Consider the following 22,903-nt stretch of genomic DNA (forward strand, 5'->3'; position numbering starts at 1 on the left):
GCGGGAGCGTTCGATGACATTGCGTGACCATGCCATCCGCTATGGCTTCATCGTCCTTCTGGTCGGGCTGATCGCCTATTTCGCGGTCGCCGCCGACGGGTTCGTCTCGCCGCAAAGCGCGGTCTTCATCTTCCAGTCGGTGGCCATCACCGGCGTGCTGGCGCTCGGCGTCACAGCAACGCTCGTCGTCGGCGGCTTCGACCTTTCGATCGGCTCGGTCGCCACCAGCGCCATGATGGCGGCGTCCTATGCCATGGTCGTGCTGGAGCAGAACGCCATCGTCGCCGTCATCGCCTGCCTGGTCATCGGCGTCGTCGTCGGCCTGATCAATGGCTGGCTGATCGTCTATATGCGCGTGCCCGATCTTCTGGCGACGCTCGGCATGATGTTCCTGCTGCTCGGCCTGCAGCGCATCCCGACCGAGGGCCGTTCGATCGCCACCGGCATGACCATGCCCGACGGCTCGGTCGCCAACGGCAAGTTCAGCGAGGCCTTCCTGGCGCTCGGCCGCCACCGCATCGACTTCTTCATCCCGAGCCTGATCCCGGTCTCGGTGGTGGTGCTGGTCGTGCTCGCCGTGCTGATCTGGTTCTTCCTCGAATACACCCGCTTCGGCCGCATGATGTATGCCGTCGGCAGCAACGAACGCGCCGCAGAACTCGCCGGTGCGCCTGTCAAGGCATACAAAATCTGGGCCTACGTCATTTCAGGAGTTTTTGCCTCGATCGGCGGGATTTTGCTCGCCGCCCGGCTTGGACGCGGCGACATCGCCTCGGGTAATAATCTCTTGCTCGACGCAGTAGCGGCGGCGCTCATCGGCTACGCGGTGCTCGGCGCCGCCAAGCCCAACGCCTTCGGCACCGCCGTCGGCGCGGTGTTCGTCGGCGTCCTGCTGCAAGGCCTGACGATGATGAACGCCCCTTACTACACGCAGGATTTCGTCAAGGGCGCGGTTCTCGTCGTCGCCCTTGTCTTCACCTTCGCCCTTTCCGGCAGGGGCAAGAGATAGTTTCGACCGGGGCATTGATGAGAACACAACGGAGGACAACGACGTGAGCATCACAAGAAGACTTTTGGGGAAGGCCGCACTCGGCCTCGCGGGCGCGGCGCTGCTGATGCAGGGGTCGGCATTGGCAGCTGACCGTCCGGCGCCATTCGACAAGCCGGGCGTCAAGATCGCGCTGGTTCGGTACCTTTCGACAGGTGACTTCTTCCAGGCCTATCTCTCCGGCGTCGAGGCGCAGGCCAAGGCGCTTGGCGTCGATTTGCGGGTGCTGGACAGCCGCCAGGACGCGGCCCTCCAGGCCGACATGGTCGACCAGGCCATCGCGCTCGGCGTGCAAGGCATCATCATCCAGCACGGCCTGACGGAATCGATGAAGGACGCCGCCCAGCGCGCGGTCGACGCCGGCATCAAGGTCGTCGCCTTCGACGTCAATGTCGAGAACCCGAAGATCCCGCAGATCGAGCAGTCCGACCGAGACCTCGCCCGCCTCGCCCTCGAGCAGGCGGTCAAGGACAATGGCGAGAGCTGGAAGGCCGGCTATGTCTATGTCGCCGGCATCGCGCCGCTCGACCGCCGCAACGAGACCTGGGTCGACGTGAAGAAGAAATTTTCGGGCATCAGCGAGGTCGCGCAGTTCGGCACGCTCGACAATCCGATCGCCAACTCGGTCGCCAACCAGGCGCGCTCGGTGCTGCAGGCGCATCCCGACATCAAGGTCATGTTCGCGCCCTATGACGAGTTCGCCAAGGGCGTGAAGATCGCCGTCGACGAGGCGGGCCTCAACAAGGGGATCAAGATCTATTCGGCCGACATCTCGACCTCCGACATCGCCGCGATGCGCGAGGCGGACAGCGCCTGGGCGGCGACCGCCGCCACCAATCCGGCCGTCGTCGGCCAGGTATCGGTGCGCGCGCTGGCGCAGCTGCTCGCCGGCGAGGATCCCGGCCACAACGTCATCGTGCCGCCGACGCTGATCACCCAGAAGGAGCTCGTCGACAAGGACATCAAGAACATGGAGGACCTGTCGGCCAAGCTGCCGCAGTTCGCCCATGCCGATGTCGCCATGCCCGCCTGGATGCCGAACCCGAACGCCAAGTAGCGTTCGGCCATCCGCCAAAGGAAAGAGCGGCTCTCGGGCCGCTCTTTTTGTTGCGTCGGTCGCTCAGGCCGATCGGGCGGCGCGGGCGAGGCCATGCGCCACCAGCCGGTCGATGACCTCCGGATAGCTGACGCCGCTCGCCGCCATCGCCTTGGCGTACATGCTGATGTCGGTGAAGCCTGGAATGGTGTTGAGCTCGTTGATCAGGAACGTCATGTCCGGCCTGACGAAGAAGTCGACGCGGGCCATTCCGTCGCAGCCGAGCGCGCGAAACGCCTTCGCCGCCGTCTCGCGGATATCGCCTTCGATCTTCTCGGGCAGTTCGGCGGGCACCTTAAGTGCCGCTCCATCCTTGTCGATGTATTTGGCGTCGTAGCTGTAGAAGCCGTGGCTTTCGGCCGGCACGATCTCGCCGGGGCGGGACGCGAAGAGGCCTCCTTCCGTGTCCTCCAGCACGCTGCATTCGATCTCGCGGCCGCGAATGAATTCCTCCGCCAGAAGCTTGCCGTCGTGCCTGAACCCTTCGGCGAGCGCTGTCTCGTAACCCTTTTCGTCGGAGACCTTGCTGACGCCGACGGAGGAGCCCTGGCGGGCCGGCTTGATGAAGACCGGAAGCCCTAGCGCCTGCTCGATCTCCGCGAAGGCGGGCACCGCCTCGGGCAGGATCGTGATGGACCGTGCAACGGGCAGCCCGGCCGCCTTCAGCAGGCGCTTGGCGATATCCTTGTCGAGCGCTGTGGCCGAACCGAGGATGCTGCAGCCTGCAAGCGGCACGCGCGCCACTTCCGCCAGGCCCTGCGCGGCGCCATCCTCGCCATGCAGCCCGTGCAGGACGGGGAACAGGATGTCGATGCCGGGCAGTTCGTGTGGCGGTCCATCGACCGGAACTGCGAGCATTCGTCCATGCCCGCCGGGCACCAGACAGATCTCCATGCCGTTTGAAGGTGTCGTCAAAGCGCCGTCCTGGAAGCTGCTCAGCAGCCATTGCCCCTGGCGGGTGACGAAGATCGGAACGGCATCGTATTTCGCGGGATCAAGCGCGAGCATGACATTGGTCGCCGAAAGCAACGAAACCTCATGCTCGGCGGAGCGTCCGCCGAAGAGCACGCCAATACGCAGTCTTTTCTCGGCCATCGATATCTCCGGAATGGTCAAGTTGGAGGATTAGAAACCGACCGCGATGCCGCGCCGGGCAAAAAAGCGGTCGAAACTGGCCAGCGGCAGCGTGACGTCCGCCTGGCTCTGCCGGTCGTGGCCGGACGGGTTGTGGAAGCGGATTTCCCCGGGCGAGGCTGCCGTCACCAGCACCAGATGCCCGCCCTTCGATGGCGGCTCGCGCTCGGGCCAACGAATCCCGGGATGCACGGAGGCGATGAAATAGCGCCACCCGGAAAGAAGCCCGGGCACCATCGTCATATCGACATTCGTCATCGTCTCGGCGGGGAGGCCGAAACGTTCGCGGACGAACCTGACGAAGGGCTCGTAGATCAGCCCCTTGATCGAACCGTCTCCTTCATTGACGACATAGCCGCCATAAGCGGTGCATGCGCGGGCGAGTTCGAGCGTCGGATGGATTTCACCACGCGCGGCAAGGATCATTTTCAGGCAGGCCATGCCGCAGACATTGACGGCCCAGCGCGCATAGTCCTCGACCGTCTCGGCGCCGGAATTGCGCCATAACGGATCGCGATGCAGAACCGATGGTCCCTCCGCCAAGAGCGGCAAAGTCATGCTGGGCGATTCCCACTGGCTGAAATAAGGCACTTCCCTGGATTGCATACCGGCTCCAGCCTTGCATCTCGCATACGAGGCGCAAGGCACCCTTAAAGCTGTTCGAGCAATAAGCGAAGGATTTGAGCGGATTTTGACCAGTTAGAGCAGTTTTCCAGCAGAAGTGTGAAACCGTCCGGAACTGCGTCAAGACGAGATCGAGCGGTTCGTCGTTTTCATCAAACGACGAACCGCTCCGGGATGCCCTTGCTTCGTCAGCGCAGCGCCGCAGCGATGTTGCCGCCGTCCACCGTCGTCACGTCCGCCGTGGTGCGTTCGGCGAGCGCCTGGTGCAGGAAGGCCTGCGCCACGTCGTCGGCCGTCACTTCCTGTCCGAGCAGGTTGCCGGACATGTATTCCTTTTCCGAGACGCCGCGCGCCCCGGAACGGCTGGCGATCATGGCGTCGGTCAGAAGGCCGGAGCGGATGCGGTCGGCGTTGACCGCGTTGGAGCGGATGCCCTGCGCGCCGTAGTCGAGAGCGTATTGCCTGGACAGGAAGAGCGTCGCCGCCTTGGGCAGGCCGTAGGCGCCGAATTTCGGTCCGGGATTGACCGCCTGCTTGGAGGTGTTGAACAGCAGCACCCCGCCCGTGCCCTGCTCGAGCATGATGCGCACCGCGTTCTGCGCCGCCGATTGGTGTGCGAAGAAGTTGAGCTCGAAACTTTTGCGCAGAAGGGCATCGTCGAGTTCGCCGATCCGGCCTTCCCAGGCGGCGCCGGCATTCGAGACCAGGATGTCGACGCCGCCATAGACGGCGACTGCCTTGTCGAAGGCGGCGCGCATCTCGGCCGGATTGGTGATGTCGGCGCCGACGCCGATCGAGTTGTTGCCGGCTGCCTTCGCCGCCTCGGCGGCTTTGGCCGGGTCGAGGTCGACGATGACCGCATGCGCGCCATTGGCCGCGAAGAGCTTCGCCGTCGCGGCGCCGATCGCGCCGGCGCCGCCGGTGATCAGCACCACCTGGCCGGTCAGCGGCTTCGGCTTGTTCGAGGCGAGCTTTGCCTGCTCCAGCGACCAGTATTCGAGCGGGAAGAGATCTGCTTTGGACAGCGGCTGGAAACTGCCGATGGCTTCCGCGCCGCGCACCGCCTCGATCCACATCTCGCCGACATCGGAAGCGATCTTTGCATCCTTCAGCGTGCGGCCATGGCCGAACATGCCGAGGCCGGGCACCAGCGTCAGCCGCGGCATCGGGTCGAGCATGGTGCGCTTGACGTTGTCCAGCGCGTCGTTGGTCTCGAAATAGGCGCGGTAATCCTTGGCGAAGGCTTCGACATGGCCGCGGATGACGGCCTTGTAGTCGCCGAGCTTGTCGGCATCGGGCGCCGGCACAGCCATCGGCCCGGTCTTGATGCGGATCGACAGGTCCGGCGTCGAGACGCCTTGGCCGGCCAGGTCGGCGATCTTTGCCGAATTGATGAAATCGACGATCGCGTCCGAGGTGCGGAAGTCGCTGATCATGCGGTCGAAGCGGCCTTCGCCGCGCGCCACCGCGACGGCGCCGCGCAGCGTCGGCGCGATATCCGCCGGCCTGGCGAGCTTCGCCGGCAGCGCTGCCTTGGCCGCCTGCGGCTTGCCGTTCCTGGCAACATAGTCCTCGGCGACGTTCACATAGTGGATCATCCGGTCATAGGCCTGCCTGGCGTCGTCGCCGAAGGTGAAGATGCCGTGCTTGTCGAGGATCAGGCCTTCGAAGCTCGGGTCGGCGTCAAAAACGTCCGCCGCGGCCTTGGCGAGGTCGAAGCCGGGCTTGATATAGGGCACATAGCCCATTTTGCTGCCGAACACCTTTGCCACCAGCGCCTTGCTGTCCTCCTGGTCGACGATCGCGAGAATTGCGGTCGAATGCGTGTGGTCGACGAATTTGTGCGGCAAGAAGGCATGCAGCAGGGTTTCGACCGACGGGTTGGGGGAGGCGGGGTCGATGAGGTTGGAGCGCTGCAGCGCCACCATGTCCTCGTCCGAGAGCGTGTCCAGCGCGCGCGCCTTGAGCAGCGCGCCCATTTTCACCGCCGGCAGGCCTTGCGGCTCGATGACGGCCATATCCCAGCCGCTGCCCTTGACGCAGAGCACGTCCCATTCGTCGCCGACCAGATCGGTGGCCCTGGCCTTGCAGGAGGTGTTGCCGCCGCCATGCAGCACCAGCCGCGGCTCGCTGCCGAGCAGGCGGGTCGTGTAGACGCGCAGCGCAAGGTCGCGGCCGACGCCCTTCTTCGCGTAGTCGGCCACCATCTTTTCCGCGTCGGCGTCGTTCCAAAGGTTCTTCATGTCGTTCCGTCCGATTTCGTCTTTTGCTGCTCATGAACAGGAAGCCGCGACGTCTTGATGACAGAGGCGGCGAGGATAATTTTTAGGAGGCCTTTTTGCTGGCCGCGCCCGCGTGATCGAGAAGACGCCCGGCCATATGCGCGCCGATCACCAAATGCGTGCACAGCCCGCCGGCGATTGCCGCCAGCAGCGGCTCGAACTTGCTGTCCTCCTGCACCACCATCAGCCGCTTCCCGATGGCGCGCAGCGAGGCGAGTTCGGCGGAAATGACGCGTCGGTTGTAGTCGCAGTCGAGCACCTCGCCATCGGCGTCGATGACCTGCCCGGCAATCACGCCGGCCGCACCTTGCCCACGCAGTGCCGACATTTCAGCCGGCGACAGCGCGCCGCATTTCACCAGATGGCTGTCGGCGTCGACCGCGCCGACGGAATAGAGCGCGAGATCGCAGTCCCCGATGCCGGCAAGCTGGTCGCGGATCACCGGTTCGGCGCGCAAGCCTTGTGCCAGCCCTTCCGTCGACAGCACCAGGGGCGCGTAGAAATTCAGGCCCTTGGCGTTCAGCCGCCGGGCGATCTCCATCGTGCACTGGTCGGGCCGGTAGGAATAGGGCGCGCCGAGATTGCCGCACAGCTGCACCACGGTTACGTCCTGCAGGTCGGCATAGGACATGATGTCGGCGATGGTGTAGACGGTGCGGCCCCAGGCGACGCCGATGCGGTCGCCCTTCTTCACCAGTTCCAGAAAGACGCTTGCCGCCAGCACCGCGATGTCGGTCGAGGCGTCGGCCACATAGGCGTTTTCCGGCGCGATCCAGACGGCGTCGAGCTTGAAGGCATCCTCCAGCTGGCGCGCCATGACGTCGTCGGTGAAAAGCTGCGTCGACGTCGAGATGTTGACGATGCCGGTCTCGCGCGCCTTGCGCAGATACATGGCGACCGATGCGCGCGAAATCTTGAGCTGGTTCGCCACTTCGTCCTGGCGAAGGCCATGCGCATAGTAAAGCCAGGCGGCCTTATGGATGAGCTGTTCTGCCGGTCTGATCGCCATGCCGCCTCCTCGGCTGACATTAGTCACGGCTCTCGACAAAAGTCAAATCTGGGTGGTTGGGTGCAATCGCCTTCCGGCGCGGCCGGATCGAGACAGCCATTCTACCGGGCGCTCATATCATAGCATTTCCCGATCGTTCGGGGGGATGGCATGATGGCTGACCAGTGGTTAGAAAGCACGAAAAGACTTTTGGGGAGGATGGGATGGCCAATCCCTACGAACAGGACCTCGACAGGAACGCCGCCAACCACCAGCCGTTGACGCCGCTCACCTATCTGGAGCGTGCGGCCAAGACCTATCCCGACCACGTCGCCATCATCCATGGCAGCCAGCGCATCTCCTATCGCGATTTCTGGCGACGCTCGCTGAAGCTAGCCTCGGCGCTGTCGCGGCGCGGCATCGGCAAGGGCGACACGGTGACGGTGATGCTGTCCAACACGCCCCCGATGCTGGAAGCGCATTTCGGCGTGCCGATGACCAAAGCGGTGCTGCATTCGCTGAATACCCGTCTCGACGCCGCCGTCATCGCCTTCCAGCTCGACCATGCCGACACCAAAGTGCTGATCGTCGACCGCGAGTTCTCCGGTGTCGTCAGGGAAGCGCTGGCATTGGCCAAGGCCAAGCCATTGGTCATCGATTATGACGATCCGGACTACTCGGGTGATGCTCCCTATCCGAAGGGCGAGCGGATCGGAACGCTCGACTATGAGGACTTCGTCGCCGGCGGCGACGAGGCCTTTGCCTGGTCTATGCCCGATGATGAGTGGGACGCCATCTCGCTCAACTACACCTCAGGCACCACCGGCAATCCGAAGGGCGTCGTCTACCACCATCGGGGTGCTGCGCTGATGGCCTACACCAACACCATCCATGCCGGCATGGCCAAGCATGCGGTCTATCTCTGGACGCTGCCGATGTTCCACTGCAACGGCTGGTGCTTCCCCTGGACGCTCGCCGTGCAGGCCGGCACCCATGTCTGCCTGCGCTGGGTGCGGGCCAAGCCGATGTATGACGCGATTGCCGACCACGGCGTCACCCATCTCTGCGGCGCGCCGATCGTCATGTCGGTGCTGATAAACGCGAAGGACGAGGACAAGCGCCAGTTCCCGCAGACCGTCACCTTCAACACGGCCGCCGCGCCGCCGCCGGAGGCGGTGCTTTCCGGCATGGCCGATGCCGGCTTCGCCGTCACCCATCTCTACGGCCTGACCGAGACCTACGGGCCGGCCGTCGTCAACGAATGGCACAATGAGTGGGATGCGCTGGAAAAGGGTCCGAGGACGGCGAAGAAGGCGCGCCAGGGCGTGCGCTATGCCGCGCTCGAGGGGCTGACGGTGATGATTCCCGAGACGATGACGGAAACGCCGGCCGACGGCGAGACGATCGGCGAGGTCATGTTCCGCGGCAACATTGTCATGAAGGGCTATCTGAAGAACCGCAAGGCAACCGACGAAGCCTTTGCCGGCGGCTGGTTCCACTCCGGCGATCTCGGCGTCATGCATCCCGACGGCTACATCCAGCTCAAGGACCGTTCCAAGGACATCATCATCTCGGGCGGCGAGAACATTTCGTCCATCGAGGTCGAGGACGCGCTCTACAAGCATCCTTCCGTCGCCTCCTGCGGCGTCGTCGCCCGTGCCGACGAGAAATGGGGCGAGGTGCCGGTCGCCTATGTCGAATTGAAGCCGGGCAAGACCGCGACAGAGGCGGAGATCATCGAGCATTGCCGCGGGTTGCTTGCTCGCTTCAAGGTGCCGAAGGCTGTGGTCTTCGCCGAGATTCCGAAGACCTCGACGGGGAAGATCCAGAAGTTCCGGCTGCGGGAGATGGCGAAGGGGGTGTAGCTCTTTCAAGTTGGCTAGGTCGAGTTCCCGGCCACCCCCTCTGTCCTGCCGGACATCTCCCCCGCAAGGGGGGAGATCGGATGTCGCCCCTGCTTTCGCTAATCGCCCAACGTTGCAGGTTAAAGCGCCGCCAACGAAGCTGCCAATCTCCCCCTGCGGGGAGATGGCCGGCAGGTCAGAGGGGAGTGGACGGAACGCAGCGCCGGAAAGTTGCCCTCCTGCCTCCTTCACCACCTGCTCAATGTCACCATCTGTCACCATTTTGTACGCGTACATCGATTTCGCGTTGACTCTTCGCTCCTTTCGATTTACGAGTGACGAAAGTTGAAATTCGTCACTCGTAAAACGAAAGCGCCATGTCAGAAGCCGCCAACATAGTGGCCGACCCCGCCAGACAGGAGAATGTGACGCGCATTCTCGACTGCGCCGAGCGCCTGTTCCGGCACTACGGCTACGGCAAAACCAACGTTGCCGACATCGCCCGTGAGCTCGGCATGTCGCCGGCCAACATCTACCGCTTCTTTGCCTCCAAGGTCGAAATCCACCAGGCCGTCTGCGGTCGTATGCTCGGCGCCAGCTACGCGATGGCTTACGAGATTTCGCGCCTGCCGATCAGCGCCGAGGAGCGGCTGCGCCGCTACGTGCAGGCGCAGTACAAGATGACGCTGGAGGTCATGCTCGACGACCAGAAGGTGCATGAGATGGTCATCGTCGCGCTCGAGCGCGACTGGGGCGTCATCGACAAGCATGTCGACCGCATCCACGACCTGCTGGCGGACGTGATCCGCGAGGGCATAGAGGCCGGCGAGTTCAGGAAGCAGGATCCGGTCATCGCCTCGCGCTGCTTCGGCGCCTCGACCGTCATCCTGTGCCATCCGCAGATGGTCGCGCAGTGCCTTGCCAAAACCAACAGGGCGATGCCCGACGACCTCATCGACTACGCAATCAGAGCCTTGAAATAGCCGCCGCCCGCCGGGTGCCGGTCGACATTCATCTCCAGTTCGGGAGTGCTAAGGTGTCTTTGTCCAGTTCCATCCTCCGCAGGCTGCCGGCCGCCGGCCTCCCAGGCGTCGGCATCATTGTCGCGGCGCTCGGCCTTGCCGGCTGCAGCCAGGAAAAGGCAGCGGTCGTCCAGGAAGTCGTTCGGCCGGTGAAGGTCGTCGAGATCGGCGAGGCGCAGACCACCCGCCAGCTCGATTATTCCGGCTCGGTGCGCGCCCGCACCGAGATGAATCTCGGCTTCCGCATCGCCGGCAAGGTTACCGAGCGTCTTGTCGACATCGGCCAGCACGTGAACGAGGGCGACGTGCTCGCACGCGTCGACCCGTCCGACTACGAGCTGTCGGTGAAGAGCGCCGAGGCGAGCCTCGACGCCGCCGAGCGCCAGGTCGAGACCGTCGATCTCACCAGGAAGCGCGCCGAGCAGCTTTATGCCAAGAACTTCGCGCCGAAGTCGCAGCTCGATCAGGCGGCGCTGAGCTATGATCAGGCGGTGGCGACGCGCGATGCCGCCCGTTCGACGCTGGCCCAGGCGCAGAACCAGGTCCACTACACCGATCTCAAGGCCAGCAAGGCCGGCATCGTCACCGCCATCTCGGCCGATATCGGCCAGGTGGTCGGCGCCGGTACGCCGGTGATGACGGTTGCCGTCGACGGCGAGAAGGAAGTGCTGATCGCGGTGCCCGAAATGGACATCGCCGGCTTCCGCCCGGGCAAGGACGTCAAGGCGAGCTTCTGGTCCGACGACGCGCTCACCCTGGACGGCAAGGTCCGCGAGGTCGCCGGCAGCGCCGATCCGCAGTCGCGCACTTTCGCGGTCCGGGTCTCGCTCCCCAACGATCCGCGCGTGTTGCTCGGTATGACCGCCAATGTCGAGGCGACAGTCGGCAGCAAGGCGCAACTGGTGTCGATCCCGCTGACCGCTATGACCGAGAAGGACGGCAAGCACATCGTCTGGACGGTCGACCGCTCCTCCGACACGGTGCATCCGCGCCCGATCAAGGTGGCGAACTTCACCGCCGACGGTGTCGCCGTTGCCGATGGCCTGAAGCAGGGCGACGTGGTGGTTGCCGCCGGCACGCAATTCATGACCGAGAACCTGAAGGTCAAGCTTTCCGGCGACATCGCCCAGCAATCCGCTTCGGCGGAGGACAACGTCGCTACCACTAGCAGCCTGCGCTGATGCTTGTCGCCCAAAAGTGCGAAGCGGTTTTGGGGGAACGACATGCATCAAACTAAGACTTGAAGCCAGGCGAAAGAACGCCTTTCCCGTCCTCGCTGCGCGAGCCGCGAGCCGGGGAGGGCATGGGTTCCGGGCGGCGAACGCGCCTGATCGACGAGACGCCGGCTGTTGGTATCCCCCGCACCACGGCCGCGTCCAGCGCGATTGCGAGTCTCTCTCCGCTTGAGGTGCTCGCCGCCCGGAAGCCACCGAGCAATTCATGAGTAATGGCAAGCGTGCCTTGCCGGCCAATTGGACTGGACTTGCGCCATGACCACGGACAGCAGCACTGAAAAGCGGCCTTTCAATCTCTCGCGCTGGGCGATCGGGCATCCGAGCATCGCGCGCTTCCTGTTCGGCCTGATCATCCTGGCCGGCGCGCTCGGCCTGATGCGCATGGGCCAGAAGGAAGACCCCGACTTCACTTTCCGCGTCATGGTGGTGCAGGCTGTCTGGCCGGGCGCCTCGATCCAGGACATGGAAGACCAGGTGGTCAACAAGATCGAGCGCAAGCTGCAGGAAACGCCGCATCTCGATTTCGTCCGCTCCTACACCCGCGCCGGCAGCGCCATCATCACCTTGCAGGTCAAGGGCGACACCAATGCCGAGCAGGTGAAAGACGCCTTCTACCAGGTGCGCAAGAAGGTCGGCGATATCGCCAATGAACTGCCACAGGGCCTGCTCGGCCCCTATTTCAACGACGAGTTCGGCGACACCTTCATCACGCTGCATTCGATCAGCGGCGACGGCTTCACCTATCCGGAGCTGAAGAAATTCGCCATCCAGGCGCGCGACATGTTGTTGACGACGCCCGGCGTCGAGAAGGCCGTCATCATCGGCGACCAGCCCGAGAAGATCTATATCGACGTCTCCTCCAAGGCGCTCGCCGAGCGCGGCCTGACCATCCTCGACCTGCAGAACGCCGTCAAAGGGCAGAACGCCGTCGATCCGGCGGGCTCGGTCGACACCGGCCTGCGCTCTGTGCGCATCTCTGTCGAGGGCGACGTCACCAGGGCCGCCGACATCCGCGAGCTGAGGCTGCGCGCCGGCAACCAGGTGACGCGCCTCGGCGACATCGCCACCGTCACCTCGGGTCTCGAGGATCCGTATCAGCGCAAGTACCGCTTCAACGGCCACGAGAGCGTCCAGGTCGGCGTCGTCATGGCCAAGGGCTTCAACGTCAGGGACGTCGGCAAGGATGTCGAGGCGACCTACAAGCGCTTCGAGGAAGGGCTGCCTTACGGCGTTGCGGTCGACCAGATCTCCGATCAGCCCGAGGTGGTCAAGGACGCGGTGAACGAGTTCATGGAGGCGCTCGGCGAAGCGCTGCTGATCGTGCTGGTCGTCTCGTTCCTGTCGATCGGCTGGCGCTCGGGCCTGGTGATCGCGATCGCCATTCCGCTGGTTTTGGCCGCCACCTTCGCCATCATGTACGAAATCGGCATCGACCTGCAGCGCATCTCGCTCGGCGCGCTGATCATCGCTCTCGGCCTTTTGGTCGATGACGCCATGATCGTCGTCGAGATGATGGAGCGAAAGCTGGAGGAGGGGCTGGTCAAGATCGAGGCGGCAAGCTTTGCCTATTCCTCGACCGCCTTCCCGATGCTCACCGGCACGCTGATCACCACCGCCGGCTTCATCCCGGTCGGCTTTGCGGCCTCCACCGCCGGCGAATATGTGCGCACGCTGTTCTATGTCGTCGGCATCGCGCTGGTCGTGTCGTGGTTCGTGGCGGTCTATTTCACGCCGTGGCTGGGCTACATGATCCTGAAGCAGCGCAAGCACGCCGGCACCCATCACGACGTCTTCGATACGCGCTTCTACCGGCGGCTGCGCTCGACGGTCACCTGGGCCGTGCGCCACCGCATCATCGTGCTGGTGATGACGCTGGTCACCTTCGGCACCAGCCTGTGGGCCTTCCAGTTCATTCCGCAGAACTTCTTCCCGCAGTCGTCGCGTCCGGAAATCCTCGTTGATCTCTGGCTGCCCGAGGGCACCAGCATCAAGGAGGTCGAGAGCCAGGCCAAGGCGCTGGAAGCCAGGATGATGGACGACCAGGACAAGCGCTTCATCGCCACTTACATTGGCGAAGGCGCGCCGCGCTTCTTCCTGCCGCTCGACCAGCAGCTCAGGAATCCGAACTTTGCCCAGCTCCTGGTCATGGCCAAGGACGAGCCGGCGCGCGAGCGGCTGATCGTCAAGCTGCGCTCGATCCTTGCCAAGGACTTCCCCTCGATCCGCGGCAAGGTCGATCGGCTGTTCCTCGGACCGCCGACCGGCTGGCCGGTGCAGATGCGCGTCATGGGTCCGGACCGCCAGGAAGTGCGCCGCATCGCCGACGAGGTGAAGGCGAGGTTCCAGGCGAACCCGCTGCTCGGCGCCGTGCATGACGACTGGCTGGAGCCGGTGCCGGCAATGAAGCTGGTGATCGACCAGGATCGCGCCCGTGCACTCGGCGTCACCTCGCAGCGCATCCGCCAGATGCTGCAGGCCACCATGTCCGGCGCGCCGCTCGACGATTTCCGCGATGGCGAGGAGACGGTGTCTATCGTCGCCCGCGAGCCGGAGGCGAGCCGCCGCCTGCTGTCCTCGGTCGACTCTGTCTATATCCCGACGGACTTCGGCGGCTCGGTGCCGCTGTCGCAAGTGGCCAAGGTCGTGCCCGTCATGGAGCAGGGCGTCGAATGGCGGCGCGACCGCCTGCCGACCATCAGTGTGCGCGCCACGCTGCCGGACGGCGTGCAGTCGAACGACGTCGTCACCAGGATGTACAACGACATGAAGGGACTGCGCGACGGTCTCGCGCCCGGCTACAAGATCGAGATCCAGGGCGGCGCGGAGGATTCGGCCGAAAGCCAGGCCTCGATCGCGGCCAAAGCGCCGATCATGCTCGCCATCATCGTCATATTGCTGATGGTCCAGCTGCAGCATTTCGGCAAGTCGATGCTGGTGCTGGCCACCGGTCCGCTTGGCATCATCGGCGCCGCGGCAGCACTTCTGATCAGCGGCGCGCCGTTCGGCTTCGTCGCCATCCTCGGCGTCATCGCGCTGCTCGGTATCATCATGCGCAACTCGATCATCCTCGTCGACCAGATCGACCAGGACATCGCGGCGGGCATGGAGCGATCGGAGGCGATCGTCGGCGCGGCCGTCCGCCGCTTCCGCCCGATCATGCTGACGGCGCTGACCGCCGTGCTGGCGCTGATCCCGATCTCACGCGCCGTCTTCTGGGGACCGCTGGCCTACGCCATGATGGGCGGCATCCTCGTCGCCACCGTGCTCACCATCCTGGTGCTGCCGGCGGGCTACGCCCTGTTCTTCGGCCGCGAGCCGAAGAAAGCCAAGACCGACGAGCAGGCGCCGGAGCCGGAGCAGATCGAAGGCATCGAAAGGCCGCAGCTGGCGCTGGCTGCGGAATAAAAGGTGGCAACCTCGGATCATCCGCCATCGGCGAAAGCCGGTGGCGGATGATCTGCGTTGAGGGGCGTGCGAAAGTCGGCTGACCGGCCGTCAGCCGAGCTCTCCAGAATACGCGATCGCGACGCCGAATTCAGCGGCCGCATCGCGCATCGTGTGCCAGAGGCTCTCGGCGAAGGTCGCGAACACCAGGAGGTTGAACACGACCTGGCCGTCTTTCCGGTCCTTGCCGCGCCACAGCGTCACGCTTGTGGTCCATCGACGGCCGTCGGCCCCCTCACGACATGATCAGGCCGCCGTCGACATTGATGGTCTGTCCGGTGATGTAGGCCGCGTCGTCGCTGGCAAGGAAGCTGACCAGCCCGGAGACATCCTCGCCACTGCCGGCGCGGCCCATGGGGATGTTTTTCACCCATTCCGCCATCAGTTCGCCCGGCTTGTAGTCGCCGAGCAGTTTGCCCCATGCGGTGTCGTTATAGGCCCACATGTCGGTGTCGATGATGCCGGGGCAGATGGCGTTGACGGTGATCTTTTCCCTGGCCACTTCCTTGGCCAGGCTCTGGGTGATGCCGACGACGCCGAACTTCGAGGCGGCGTAGTGCGGCGTGTAGATGAAACCCTGCCGCGCCTGGCCGGACGCGGTGTTGATCAGCCGGCCGCCCTCGCCATGTTTGCGCATGCGTCCGATCGCTTCCTGGCAGCACAGGAACACGCCCTTGGTGTTCACCGCCATCACCTTGTCCCACTCGGCTTCCGTCATCGCCTCGATCTTGGCGATGGTGATGACGCCGGCGTTCTGAACCGAGATGTCGACGCGGCCGAACTGCTTTTCGGCGAGATCGTAGAGGGCTGCGACCTCATCCTTCTTCGTCACGTCCATGCGCATCGAGGCGACCTTCGCGCCCGCAGCCTTCAGGCCGGCAGCGACCTCGTCGACGCGCGGGTCGATGGCGCTTATCACGACCGTAGCACCCTCTGCCGCGAAGCGTTTCGCCATGGCCGCACCTATGCCGCCACTGGCGCCCGTGACGACCGCTGTCTTTCCTTCAAAACGCTTCTGCACCTTTTCTTTCTCCTACCAGCAGACGAAGCCGCCATCGACGATGAGGTCGATGCCGGTGACGAAACTTGCGGCCCGGCTCGCCAGGAACACGGTAGGGCCGACCATCTCCTCCGGCGTCGCCATGCGGCCCATCGGCGTGTCGCGCTCGAAGATTTTCACCTGCTCGGCGACTTCCGGCCGCTTGTTCATCGGCGTCAGCGTGTAGCCGGGGCTCACCACATTGACGCGCAGGCCGCGATCGGCCCACTCCATGGCGAGGCTCTTCGACATGTGGATCACCGCCGCCTTGGATGAATTGTAGTGCGCCTGCGTCAGGCCGCGGTTGACGATCGAGCCGGACATCGAGGCGATGTTGACGATCGAGCCCTTGCGGCGGGGCAGCATCACCCGCGCCTCGGCCTGACAAGAGAGGAACACGCCGCTGACATTGACGTCGTAGAGCTTCTGCCACTTTTCCATCGGCAGCGTCTCGGCCGGTTCGGCTCCCGCGACGCCGGCGTTGTTGACCGCGATCGTCAGCGCGCCGAGTTCCTTTTCGATACGCTCGACCGCCGCCGCGAGGTCGCTCTCGGAAGTCACCGTGCCGGTCAGCACCAGCGCCTTGCGGCCGAGCGCCTTGATCTTGCCGGCCGTCTCCTCCAGCCCGCCTTTCGAACTGTGGCCGAAGCAGGCGACATCGGCGCCGGCTTCCGCGAGCCCGATGGCGATCGCCTGGCCGATGCCGCTGCCGGCGCCCGTCACCAGCGCCACGTCGCCATGAAGATCGAACAGTTTCATCTCTCTCCCCTCTCTCTGAAAGAAGGGGCGCCAGTCCTGCTGGCGCCCCGCGCGGTCCGGTGCTTGGGAGGGTATCACCTGCTGCGCTTTGTTCCCATGTGTCGTCCTCAGCTTGTCGCGAGTTCCATCACCGCGATGTTGCTCGCCTCATCGCGATCGAGGATGCCGCGCTGGCGGCCGCGGCTCAGCACCAGCACGCGATGCGAAAGCCCCAGCACCTCCTCGAGGTCCGAGCTCACCACCACCACCGCCATGCCCGAGCGGGCGAGGTCGGCGATGACGTCGTAGATCGCGGCGCGCGCGCCGACGTCGATGCCGCGCGTCGGCTCGTCGAGGATGAACACCTTGGGCGGCCGCGACACCCATTTGGCGATGATCACCTTCTGCTGGTTGCCGCCGGAAAGTTTTGAGACCGCCTGGTTCGGCCGGCCCTTCACGCCGAGCCTCGATATGCCGGCCTCGGCGAACCTCTGCACCGCTTTGGGAAACACCCAGCCCTTCGGGGCCACATGGTCGAAATTGCCGATCGCGAGGTTCTCGCCGATCGTCTGTTCCAGCACCACGCCCTGTTCCTTGCGATCTTCCGGCACCAGCACGACGCCGGCCCTGATCGCCGCGGCCGGGCCGCTGAGGTGGACTGGCTGGCCGGCGACGCGCACCGCACCAGACGAGATCGGATCGGCGCCGGCGATCGCCCGCACCAGCTCCGTGCGGCCGGCGCCGATCAGCCCGGCGATGCCGAGGATCTCGCCCGACTTCACCGAGAATGAAACGTTGTTGAAGCTGCGCTCCGGCGAGGACAGGTTCTCGACTTCGAGCACCGTCTCCGTGCCCGGCGCCGACAGCTTCGGGAACATGCGCTCGACGCTGCGGCCGACCATCTGCTCGACCACGGTGCGCACCGGGATGTCGGCGCGCTCGTGCCGGGCGACGATGCGGCCGTCGCGCATCACCACCACGCGATCGGCGATCTGCGCGATCTCGTCGAGGCGGTGGCTGATATAGACGAAGGACATGCCTTCGGCCTTGAGCTTGCGGATCTGCTTGAAGAGGAGCTCCGTCTCCTCGCCGCCGAGCGCCGCCGTCGGCTCGTCGAGGATCAAAAGCTCGGCGTTCAGCGTCAGCGCCTTGGCGATCTCGACTTGCTGCTGAGCCGCGACGCGCAGCGTGCGCACCTTGCGCTCCGGCGAGACGTCGAGGCCGAGGCGCTTCAACTGCGCCGAGGCCTTCGCGTTCATGGTCGCGCGGTCGATGCGGCCGCCGCGCATCGGCAGGCGCCCGACATAGACGTTCTCCGCCACCGACAGGTCCGGCAGCAGCTTCAATTCCTGATGGATCATGCCGACGCCGGCCTCGATGGCCGCGGCGGGGTTGGCGGGGGAGTAGGGCTTCCCCCGCCAGATGATGGTGCCGGCGTCGGGCCTGGTCGAACCGGCGATGATGTTCGAGACGGTCGACTTGCCGGCGCCGTTCTCGCCGAGCAGCGCCACGACTTCGCCCGGCCGCACCTCGAAGCTCGCATCGGCCAGGACCTGCACCGGTCCGTAGCTCTTGCAGAGGCCGTTGACGAAGAGCCCGTTATGCGGGCTTTCGCCGGTGTGGGGGTCAAGGGACATCGTGGCGCTCTTTTAGGTACTCAGCTAGCCCTCAGGGATGCTTCTCGATGAACTGCGCGACATTGTCCTTGGTGGTCAGCGTCGCGTCCTGCAGCTGGTCGGCGGGCAGCTTGTCGCCGGCCACGATCTTGATCGCCGAGTCGACGGCGAGCCGGCCCATGCCCTGCGTCTCGGTCACGTCGAAGACGCCATCCTTCAACGCCTTCAGCGCCGCCACGTCGCCGTCGAAGCCGGCGATCCAGACCTTGTGGTCGGGATTGGCGACCTTGACCGCCTGCGCGGCGCCAAGCGCCAGGGCGTCGGCCTGGCCGAAGATGATCGAGACATTGGGATGGGCCTGCAGCAGGTCCTGCGCCAGCTTGAAGCCTTCGTCCTGGTGCCACTGGTCGCTCCACAGCTCGCCGACCACCTTGATGCCCGGATAGGCCTTCAGCGCCTCGCCGCAGCCCTTCGAGCGGTCGACTTCCGGCGTCGTGCCCTTCTGACCGTGGATGATGACCATCTCGCCCTTGCCGCCGGCCTGCTTGGCGATGTAGTCGCACACGCCCTTGGCGGAGTTGACGCTGTCGGTGGCGATGAAGGTGTCGCCGGGCGCGCCGTCGGCGTTACGGTCGACATTGACCACCGGGATGCCGGCGGCCTTGGCGGTCTTGGTCGGAACGGTGGCGGCGGTGGCGCCGGCCGGGATGTAGATCAGCGCGTCGATGTTTTGCGTGACGAGGTCCTGCACCTGGCTGACCTGCGTTGCCGAGTCGCCCTTGGCGTCGACGGTGATGACCTCGATGCCCTTCTCCTTGGCGTAGGCTTCGACCGACTGTTTGATCTGGTTGAAGAAGTCCGCCTGCAGATTGGCGACGGCGAGACCGAGCTTCTTGGCGTCCTTGGCCGAGGCGGCATCGGACAGGCCGAGCAGCGGGACAATGGCCGCGGCCGCAAGCAGCAGTGAACGTTTGGTCAGCATGTTTTTCCTCCGTTGGTGTTCAATTCCGTCCAGCCTGCGCATCGCGGCGCCCCCGGCCGGACAGTCCCAGTCTCGGATCGACCGATCCGTTCCGCCCGGACATCCGGGCGAATTCCTATTGCCTGCGGCGCCGCCAGGTGTCGGTGGCAACCGCCAGCGCGATCACCACGCCGATCACCACCTGTTGGATGAAGGGCGAGACGCCGAGCAGGTTGAGCCCGTTGCGCAGCACGCCGATAATGAGGACGCCGATGGCCGTGCCGCCGATCGAGCCGATGCCGCCCGAAAGGCTGGCGCCGCCGATCACCACTGCGGCGATCGTGTCGAGCTCGTAGCCGACGCCTGAGCTCGGCTGCACGGAATCGAGCCGTGCTGCGAGCACGATGCCGGCGAGTCCCGCCAGCAAACCGCAGATCGCATAGACCCAGTTGGTCAGCGATTTAACCGGAATGCCGGAGAGGCGGGCGACCTCGGCGCTGCCGCCGATCGCGTAGAGGCTGCGACCGGTGGCGCGATAGTTGAGGAAGATGGCGAAGACGATCGCCAGCACGATCATCAGGCCGACGGTGACCGACAGGAAGCCGAAATGGCGCACGATCGACAGGTTGGTGAACCAGTCGGGAAAGCCGACGATCTGCGAGCCGTCGGTGATCATGTTGGCGAGGCCGCGCGCCACCGACATCATAGCGAGCGTCGCGATAAAGGGCGGCAGCTTCGCCACCGTCACCAGCAGCCCGGAGACCAGGCCGCAGGCGCCGGCGACGATGAGCGCTGCGGCAATGCCTACCGGCACACCGAGGTTGAGATAGTCGGGGTAGGCGACATAGCCCATCACCATCGAGGCCAGCGCCAGCACCGAGCCGACGGAAAGGTCGATGCCGCCAATCAGGATGACCAGCGTCATCCCGATCGCCATGATGCCGAGCACGGTCACCTGGTCGAGCACGTTGAGGATGTTGCGGACCGTCAGGAAGGTATCGGTGGTCAGCGCCAGCGCCAGGCACAAAAGCGCCAGGCCGATCAGCGGTCCCATCGTTCCGGCAAACAGGGCCGAAAGCTTTGCACCGGAAGCGCCCTGCGCGGCACCGGTGCCGGCCTTCAACTCGCTCGTCTCGTTGCTCACGGCCACTTCGTCTCCTCCGTCAGCGGGCCGGCGTGCCTCGCCGTCCGCTCTTGTTCACCAGGCATCCTCCCTTGTGAACAATTTATCTTTGATATGCAATTTTGTTCAGCTAAAACGTTCATCAGAAAATTGTCAAGTGCCGCCGACGCTTTCGGCGGCGGTTTGCGCGAGCCGACGGTTTGCCATAGGGAAGTCCAGCGCATGCGGGAGGCATAAGGATGGCGGCGATCGAGAACGAGAAGGCTTCGCGCTTCCCGGACGCCGAGCTCAAGGCCCGCGCCGCCTGGCACTATTATGTCGAAGGCCTGACGCAGGAGCGGATCTCGGAGATCCTCGGCGTCGGTCGCATCAAGGTGCACCGGATACTCTCCGCCGCGCGCGAGGAGGGCGTGGTCCAGTTTCGCATCCGCGACAGTGTCGTCGAATGCGTGCAATTGGAGGAAAGCCTGAAGCAGCGCTTCGGCCTCAGCCACGCCGTGGTCGTGCCGTCCGCCGCCGACAGGAGCAACGCGCCGCTGATGATAGGCCATGCCGCCGCGGCCTATCTCGCCGACAACGTCAATCCCGGCGACGTGATTGCGCTCGGCTGGGGCCGCACGCTGAAATTCGCTATCAACGAATTGCCCAGACGGCCGATCGCCAGGACCACGGTGGTCTCAATGCTTGGCGGCCTCACCCACGCGCAGCCGCTCAATCCGACCGAGAGCGCCTGGGAGCTTGCCGAAAAGATCGGCGCCGAATGCTACCTCTTGCCGGTGCCCGTCTATGCCGACCGGCCGGAGCAGCGCGATGCCTTCATGAGCCAGCGCAGCGTCCAGGACGTCGTCTTCCGCGCGCGGCGCGCCAACATCGCCGTGCTCAGCGTCGGCTCCTTCTCCAGCGACAGTCCGATCGCCAATTACGGCTTCATCAAGCCGAGCGAATTGGAGGAATTGCAGGCGGCCGGCGCGGTCGGCGACATCCTCTGCCATTTCATCGACGCCGAGGGCCACATCGTCGACCATGAGGTCAACCGCCGCGTCTGCGCCTATCCGCTCCAGGATCTGTCCGACATCCCGACCACTATTCTGGTGTCAGGCGGGCAAGAGAAGATCGCCGTCATGCGCGCAGCACTCGCCAACACGAAGGTCTCGGTGCTGATCACCGACGAGGACGCGGCCAAGGGGCTGCTCAATCGCTAAGGTCTGGACCTAATTACACCTGCCCAATATCACTGAGCCGCGCATGGATATCGCGCGTCGCGTGATAGAGGTCGCGGTAGATCGCCTTGCGGGCGCGGTAGGTCGGGATCAGGGCCTCGACAGGATCGACCTGCCTTGCCGGCGCCGCGGCCATCGCCTTTGCGGCGTCCTCCGGCGAGGCGAACCAGCCGATTGCCGTGGCCGCGAGCATGGCCGCGCCGAGTGCCGCCGCCTCGTTGACCGGCGAGACGAGGAGCGGCCGCTCGAGCACGCTCGCCATAATCTGCATCAGGAGCGTCGAATTGGTGCCGCCACCGGCCGCGATCATCGCGCCGGCCTTGCCGGTCTGCTCCTCCATCGCATCGGTGGCGATCGCCTGCTCGAAGGCAATGCCTTCCAGAGTCGCGCGGAAAAGATGCTCCGGTCGATGATCGAGCGACAAGCCGACGATGGCGCCGCGCGCCGCGCCGTCCCAATAGGGGCTCATGACGCCGGCCCAATAAGGCATGACGAGCAGGCCGTCGCTGCCAGGGGCGACCGTCATTGCCGCCTTTTCCAGCACGGCGGCCGAAGGCGATCCGGTGGTGCGCACGATCCAGTCGACCAACTGCATGCCGGAGCGAAGCACGGTTTCCAGCATGAAGCCGGTGCCGGTCGGGGAGACCAGCGTGCGAAACGCATCCGATGTCGTGACCGTGGCGGAATAGTTTCCGCTGACGACGCCCGAGCCCAGCGACAGATAGCTTTTGCCGGGACCGTAGACGCCCATGCCGAGACCCATCGCCTGGCCGTCGCCGGCGCCGGCCACGACCGGCGTGCCGGCCTTCAGGCCGGTCGCCGCAGTGATATCTTCGGAAAGCTTGCCGCAGATCGCGCCGGGCGCAGCCAGTTCCGGCAGTTGCTCTGGCCGCAGGCCTGCCGCCTCGACCAGCCGCGGATGCCAAGTGCAATGCGCGATGTCGAGCAACCCGAGCGGATCGGCGCTCGCCGTGCTGGTGACGAGACGCCCGGTCAGCCGGTGGATGAAGAAAGCATGCACGTCGACGAGCGCTGCCGCATCAGTGAGTGCCCACGGCCTGTGCTCCATGAGCCAGGCCAGCGCATAGAGCGCCGGCGTCGGGTCCGGCGGCTTGCCGCTCCAGTCGCGGATCGCTTCGCGGCCGAGCTCTTCTGAAAGCCGCGCCACCTGGCGGCGGGCGCGTTCGTCGAGCCACAGGATGGCGGGGATGAGCGGCTTGCCGGCGCCGTCGATAAGCGTGAAGCTCTCGCGCTGGTGGGCTATCGAAATCGCCTTCACGCGCGACGCGCCGATCTTGTCAGCGACCTGTTTCAGCGCCGATAGCAGCGCCGTCCACCAATGCTCGGCGTCCTGCTCGAAATGACCTGGCGCCGGATTGGAAAGCGGATAGGTCTCGCGTGCCTGGAAAAGCTCCGTGCCGTCGCGCGCGAAAGCGATCGCCTTCACGGCCGTCGTCGAGGCGTCGATCCCGATTACGACATCGTCCAT

Annotated in this window: 18 protein-coding genes; 7 read left to right on the forward strand and 11 right to left on the reverse strand. The window is 65.0% G+C overall.

The genetic code is table 11. The features are described 5' to 3' along the window. The first annotated feature begins 13 nt into the window (after positions 1-13). Both DH10_RS05210 and DH10_RS05215 read left to right on the forward strand, forming a co-directional pair. On the forward strand, positions 14-1,009 hold the full coding sequence (locus DH10_RS05210; protein WP_192254632.1) for an ABC transporter permease: 996 nt from the start codon (positions 14-16) through the stop codon (positions 1,007-1,009). A 43-nt stretch (positions 1,010-1,052) separates the two neighbouring features. Next, a complete protein-coding gene (locus tag DH10_RS05215; RefSeq protein ID WP_192254634.1) occupies positions 1,053-2,105 on the forward strand; it encodes a substrate-binding domain-containing protein in 1,053 nt (350 codons plus the stop codon). Between the two features lie 63 nt (positions 2,106-2,168). On the opposite strand, the gene DH10_RS05220 is transcribed toward DH10_RS05215, so the two are convergent. From DH10_RS05220 to DH10_RS05235, 4 genes are all read right to left on the reverse strand, one after another. Continuing rightward, positions 2,169-3,239, reverse strand: coding sequence for a D-alanine--D-alanine ligase family protein (locus DH10_RS05220; RefSeq protein WP_210325249.1), 1,071 nt, complete (start codon positions 3,237-3,239; stop codon positions 2,169-2,171). 30 nt (positions 3,240-3,269) lie between these two features. Continuing rightward, positions 3,270-3,884, reverse strand: a complete 615-nt coding sequence (locus DH10_RS05225; RefSeq protein ID WP_192254636.1) for a hypothetical protein — start codon at positions 3,882-3,884, stop codon at positions 3,270-3,272. A gap of 206 nt (positions 3,885-4,090) precedes the next feature. Beyond that, positions 4,091-6,145 carry a bifunctional aldolase/short-chain dehydrogenase gene (locus DH10_RS05230; RefSeq protein ID WP_192254638.1) on the reverse strand — a complete coding sequence of 685 codons (2,055 nt, stop codon included), beginning with the start codon at positions 6,143-6,145 and terminating at the stop codon, positions 4,091-4,093. 82 nt (positions 6,146-6,227) lie between these two features. Continuing rightward, positions 6,228-7,193, reverse strand: coding sequence for a sugar-binding transcriptional regulator (locus DH10_RS05235; RefSeq protein WP_192254640.1), 966 nt, complete (start codon positions 7,191-7,193; stop codon positions 6,228-6,230). A 203-nt stretch (positions 7,194-7,396) separates the two neighbouring features. On the opposite strand from DH10_RS05235, the gene DH10_RS05240 reads away from it, so the two are divergent. The 4 genes from DH10_RS05240 to DH10_RS05255 all read left to right on the forward strand — a co-directional run bounded on the left by DH10_RS05240 (position 7,397) and on the right by DH10_RS05255 (position 14,678). Beyond that, the gene (locus DH10_RS05240; protein WP_192254642.1) at positions 7,397-9,037 is read left to right on the forward strand and encodes an acyl-CoA synthetase; all 1,641 of its coding nucleotides are present in this window, start codon (positions 7,397-7,399) and stop codon (positions 9,035-9,037) included. Positions 9,038-9,393: 356 nt separating this feature from the next. After that, on the forward strand, positions 9,394-9,999 hold the full coding sequence (locus DH10_RS05245) for a TetR/AcrR family transcriptional regulator (protein WP_192254644.1): 606 nt from the start codon (positions 9,394-9,396) through the stop codon (positions 9,997-9,999). Between the two features lie 53 nt (positions 10,000-10,052). Further along, positions 10,053-11,219 (forward strand): efflux RND transporter periplasmic adaptor subunit, encoded by a 1,167-nt coding sequence (locus DH10_RS05250; protein ID WP_192254646.1) that lies wholly within the window; start codon positions 10,053-10,055, stop codon positions 11,217-11,219. Positions 11,220-11,528: 309 nt separating this feature from the next. After that, positions 11,529-14,678 (forward strand): efflux RND transporter permease subunit, encoded by a 3,150-nt coding sequence (locus tag DH10_RS05255; protein WP_192254648.1) that lies wholly within the window; start codon positions 11,529-11,531, stop codon positions 14,676-14,678. A gap of 90 nt (positions 14,679-14,768) precedes the next feature. Here the strand turns inward: DH10_RS05255 and DH10_RS05260 are convergent, their stop codons facing one another. The 6 genes from DH10_RS05260 to DH10_RS05285 all read right to left on the reverse strand — a co-directional run bounded on the left by DH10_RS05260 (position 14,769) and on the right by DH10_RS05285 (position 20,194). Further along, complete coding sequence (locus DH10_RS05260; RefSeq protein ID WP_485020587.1) at positions 14,769-14,921, reverse strand: hypothetical protein; 153 nt, start codon at positions 14,919-14,921, stop codon at positions 14,769-14,771. A gap of 31 nt (positions 14,922-14,952) precedes the next feature. Further along, complete coding sequence (locus DH10_RS05265) at positions 14,953-15,738, reverse strand: glucose 1-dehydrogenase (protein ID WP_192254650.1); 786 nt, start codon at positions 15,736-15,738, stop codon at positions 14,953-14,955. A 12-nt stretch (positions 15,739-15,750) separates the two neighbouring features. Then, positions 15,751-16,515, reverse strand: a complete 765-nt coding sequence (locus DH10_RS05270) for an SDR family oxidoreductase (RefSeq protein ID WP_192254652.1) — start codon at positions 16,513-16,515, stop codon at positions 15,751-15,753. 107 nt (positions 16,516-16,622) lie between these two features. After that, complete coding sequence (locus tag DH10_RS05275) at positions 16,623-18,131, reverse strand: sugar ABC transporter ATP-binding protein (RefSeq protein ID WP_192254654.1); 1,509 nt, start codon at positions 18,129-18,131, stop codon at positions 16,623-16,625. 31 nt (positions 18,132-18,162) lie between these two features. Then, positions 18,163-19,092, reverse strand: a complete 930-nt coding sequence (locus DH10_RS05280) for a sugar ABC transporter substrate-binding protein (protein ID WP_192384372.1) — start codon at positions 19,090-19,092, stop codon at positions 18,163-18,165. Between the two features lie 115 nt (positions 19,093-19,207). Then, entirely contained in the window at positions 19,208-20,194 is a 987-nt protein-coding gene (locus DH10_RS05285) for an ABC transporter permease (protein WP_210325257.1), read from the reverse strand. A gap of 239 nt (positions 20,195-20,433) precedes the next feature. On the opposite strand from DH10_RS05285, the gene DH10_RS05290 reads away from it, so the two are divergent. Further along, positions 20,434-21,396 carry a sugar-binding transcriptional regulator gene (locus tag DH10_RS05290; RefSeq protein WP_192254660.1) on the forward strand — a complete coding sequence of 321 codons (963 nt, stop codon included), beginning with the start codon at positions 20,434-20,436 and terminating at the stop codon, positions 21,394-21,396. Positions 21,397-21,409: 13 nt separating this feature from the next. Here DH10_RS05290 and DH10_RS05295 read toward each other — a convergent pair whose 3' ends face one another. Further along, positions 21,410-22,903 (reverse strand): xylulokinase, encoded by a 1,494-nt coding sequence (locus tag DH10_RS05295; RefSeq protein ID WP_192254662.1) that lies wholly within the window; start codon positions 22,901-22,903, stop codon positions 21,410-21,412.

Source organism: Mesorhizobium silamurunense (assembly GCF_014843825.1).
Taxonomy (GTDB): Bacteria; Pseudomonadota; Alphaproteobacteria; order Rhizobiales; family Rhizobiaceae; genus Mesorhizobium; species Mesorhizobium silamurunense.

Excerpts from the sequence above, each read along its gene's own strand:
- DH10_RS05240 (WP_192254642.1), top strand. The coding sequence starts at position 7,397 with ATGGCCAATCCCTACGAACAGGACCTCGACAGGAACGCCGCCAACCAC.
- DH10_RS05235 (WP_192254640.1), bottom strand. The coding sequence starts at position 7,193 with ATGGCGATCAGACCGGCAGAACAGCTCATCCATAAGGCCGCCTGGCTT.
- DH10_RS05230 (WP_192254638.1), bottom strand. The coding sequence starts at position 6,145 with ATGAAGAACCTTTGGAACGACGCCGACGCGGAAAAGATGGTGGCCGAC.
- DH10_RS05290 (WP_192254660.1), top strand. The coding sequence starts at position 20,434 with ATGGCGGCGATCGAGAACGAGAAGGCTTCGCGCTTCCCGGACGCCGAG.
- DH10_RS05255 (WP_192254648.1), top strand. The coding sequence starts at position 11,529 with ATGACCACGGACAGCAGCACTGAAAAGCGGCCTTTCAATCTCTCGCGC.
- DH10_RS05225 (WP_192254636.1), bottom strand. The coding sequence starts at position 3,884 with ATGCAATCCAGGGAAGTGCCTTATTTCAGCCAGTGGGAATCGCCCAGC.
- DH10_RS05245 (WP_192254644.1), top strand. The coding sequence starts at position 9,394 with ATGTCAGAAGCCGCCAACATAGTGGCCGACCCCGCCAGACAGGAGAAT.
- DH10_RS05270 (WP_192254652.1), bottom strand. The coding sequence starts at position 16,515 with ATGAAACTGTTCGATCTTCATGGCGACGTGGCGCTGGTGACGGGCGCC.
- DH10_RS05210 (WP_192254632.1), top strand. The coding sequence starts at position 14 with ATGACATTGCGTGACCATGCCATCCGCTATGGCTTCATCGTCCTTCTG.
- DH10_RS05220 (WP_210325249.1), bottom strand. The coding sequence starts at position 3,239 with ATGGCCGAGAAAAGACTGCGTATTGGCGTGCTCTTCGGCGGACGCTCC.
- DH10_RS05275 (WP_192254654.1), bottom strand. The coding sequence starts at position 18,131 with ATGTCCCTTGACCCCCACACCGGCGAAAGCCCGCATAACGGGCTCTTC.
- DH10_RS05295 (WP_192254662.1), bottom strand. The coding sequence starts at position 22,903 with ATGGACGATGTCGTAATCGGGATCGACGCCTCGACGACGGCCGTGAAG.
- DH10_RS05280 (WP_192384372.1), bottom strand. The coding sequence starts at position 19,092 with ATGCTGACCAAACGTTCACTGCTGCTTGCGGCCGCGGCCATTGTCCCG.